This window comes from Helicobacter kayseriensis, assembly GCF_021300655.1.
GTDB classification, from domain to species: domain Bacteria; phylum Campylobacterota; class Campylobacteria; order Campylobacterales; family Helicobacteraceae; genus Helicobacter_G; species Helicobacter_G kayseriensis.
Map to the genome: position 1 here is coordinate 1 of NZ_JAJTNB010000021.1, position 2,840 is coordinate 2,840.

Consider the following 2,840-nt stretch of genomic DNA (forward strand, 5'->3'; position numbering starts at 1 on the left):
AAATCAAAGACTATGCAAATGTAGCTGATGCGAGTTATGCTTTGCTTCATTATATAGAAGAGAATGAGGAGTTTAAGGTTAGAGATGATGAATGGGAAGTTCAACACAGAAAAGAGCCTCCTGCAAGATGGATTTATGCAGATGGGATTAAGAGGGGATATGAGCTAGAAAAAGAAGATTTGCAAGATAAAAGTTTCAATCAAACAATGTGCGTATCGCAAAAATACACAAAGTGTTTTACATGATGACTTGTATTTATTGCACTGCCTTTTGCACATGACTATCTTTTGTCTTACCCTATCAATAGGGATCCAATAGATGCAATATTTACCCCCATTTTGGTTATCTTGTATCCCATTGTTCCATTCTTTATTGCCTATTATGCAAAACATTTACTCAAGAAGTTAAAAATCTTTTTTGATCTTTTTGTACCCAGCCTTGTGTTTTATGGGTTTTTCATCCCCGATTCTTTCTGTAGTATTCTTGTATTCCCATCATTGCCGAATATCCATCTTTGCAAGTACTGAGTTAAAAATAGTCTTTTTCTAAAATATAAAATCCATTTCCACAAAAAGTTCCAAATGCTCAAAGTAATTAATATAAAATAAATGATCTCAAATAATTTAGAAAACACTTAAGGATTTTTATGAATTTTTTTCTGAATCGCATTGGAAAAGCATTTCAATCATTTTTTTCTGAAATCTTCAAAACAATACTATTTCGTCCACTGACACCCACAGGACGACTTGTTTTTTACATTCATATCTGTTTGTTGTACGCTATTGTTTGGATAGGCTATTCTGTCATATTTCTGTTAAGCATGCATGCTAAACTCAATACGCCGTTCTTCGTTACACTTTTTTTTCTTCTTGCTTTCCTTTATTGTTCCTTTATCATAAGAGCTGCTCTTAATAGAATTGCTGATTTGAGACTTAGCTTTAACGATGAGCGCACTCTGTTTTTTACTACAAAAAGCATTCTTTTCATCCTAGCAGGCTCTATCACACTATTGATCAGTATAGCTCTAGTAACAGCATCGCCCTCAAAAGCTTTCCATCCATTCTACCCTCCATTGTTCCCCTCAGAAAACACATACCCAACGCCTATCCCCAACAGTTATTTACTCCCTTTATTTTTTGCACCAGTAGCTGTTCTCATTAGCCTTATTCTCACATCACTAATGTTTCCTGCAAAAACATTTAATATTTTTGAAAATTTTACTTTCTCTCACAAGCTTAAGGATTTTGTATTTTTTTGCATAACAGGAGTATTGTTTTTTCTCTTTTTGTTTCTTTTTCAAAATCAAGAAAAGCAAGATATCTTGCTGATTGCCATAAGCTGCTTAACACTTATTCTAATTGCGCTAGGACAAAATTTCTACTCAAGATTTTTATTGATTTCTTTTCTTGTCTTTATTATTACTGCCTTCTACACTCTATCACCATTTACAACTCCATTCAATTTCAATTATGCCTTCTCTCCATTCATTGCTCTCCTTTGTGCTATATTTTTACTGACTTGCAGAAAAAACTTCTTTTTGTGCCTGATCCCTGTCCTTGCACTAAGATGCCAAGACCATCATTTGACAATCTGGAGCTTCTTATTCTGTATCTATCTAGCGCTCATCGTCGACTATTTTGATTTTAAAAACAAAAAAGACATACTTTACTCATCCCTTTGGGCAATGTGTATTGCAGGATTTTTTGTTTTTCTTCTTCCATTATTTAAAATTCCCTCTCCTTCTTGGTTTGCCCTGCTCTCCAAGTTCGCGCTATTTGTTTTACTCAGTGGATTATTTATGGGGATCATTTATCTCAACTGCAAACTCAAAAATAATCCTCAATACAAACTCCTTTCTATTATGGGAATAGGAGCTTTATTGTATTTATCTTTTCCTTTATTTCTTAAAGACATAAATGCATTTGGGCTCAACTTCACTCATTTTCAATACATAGTTTATGCACTTATTCTTTGGATCGTTTCAAACGATGAAAAAATCTCAAGTGCCTATAAACTTGCAATTTGCGCATTAATTTGTTGCATACTTTTTCCACCACCCACAATACTTGTAGAGCAAAACATGGAGGATTCTTTTATATGGTTAAATTGCATTCTCTTGTATAGTGCACTTATTCTCTACTACTTTTTTTATCGAACTAAATCTCCATTTAGATATATTCTTCTTGCTATGCTTCCCTCAAGTATTTTTTCTATATTTGTACCTATAGACATAGTCCATCTCTATCTTGAAGAGGTTAAACCTTCCTTAATAACCACTCTGTCTTGGATAAGCTTTGCATGTCACCTTTTATCTTTTGCTGTATGTTGCTACATCTTTTACAAACTCAAAGACTCATTTAATGCAAATTTGACACTTAAAACATAAAAATAGCCCATAAATCATTTGGGCTATTATTTCTTGCAAGATTTGCAATAAATCAAAAGAAGCATCTTGCAAGCTCAAGACACAAATAAGAATCCTCCTCTCTCTCAACCAAATTTCAAGAGATTTATCATATATTCAATACAAATCATTCACCCTATGAAGCCAAGAGCCTCAATTGGTCCTCTAGATTCTTAAAAACTCGCATATCAAAATTGAAATAAACCCAATTTGGCAATACATAAGCTCTCAATCAAAACTATAAATCCCAAGAAAAAAGTCCTTTTTTGCAGAAAATGACAATCATGCAACCCGCAAAGCAATCGAATAAGATTTACATTGATAAAATAAATTCAAAACTCTCTACCTAACAACAATTATGAAGGAGAACAACAATGAAACTATTTGGAATCTTTGTTTTAGCGATTGGGATGTTGTGGTTGTGGAATGATGGATT

At 33.2% G+C, this 2,840-nt stretch carries 1 pseudogene; it reads left to right on the forward strand.

Features of this window, described 5'->3' with window-relative positions:
* A pseudogene (locus tag LW137_RS07000) lies at window positions 1-245 on the forward strand (hypothetical protein); the annotation flags it as partial.
* Window positions 246-2,840 lie beyond the last annotated feature (2,595 nt).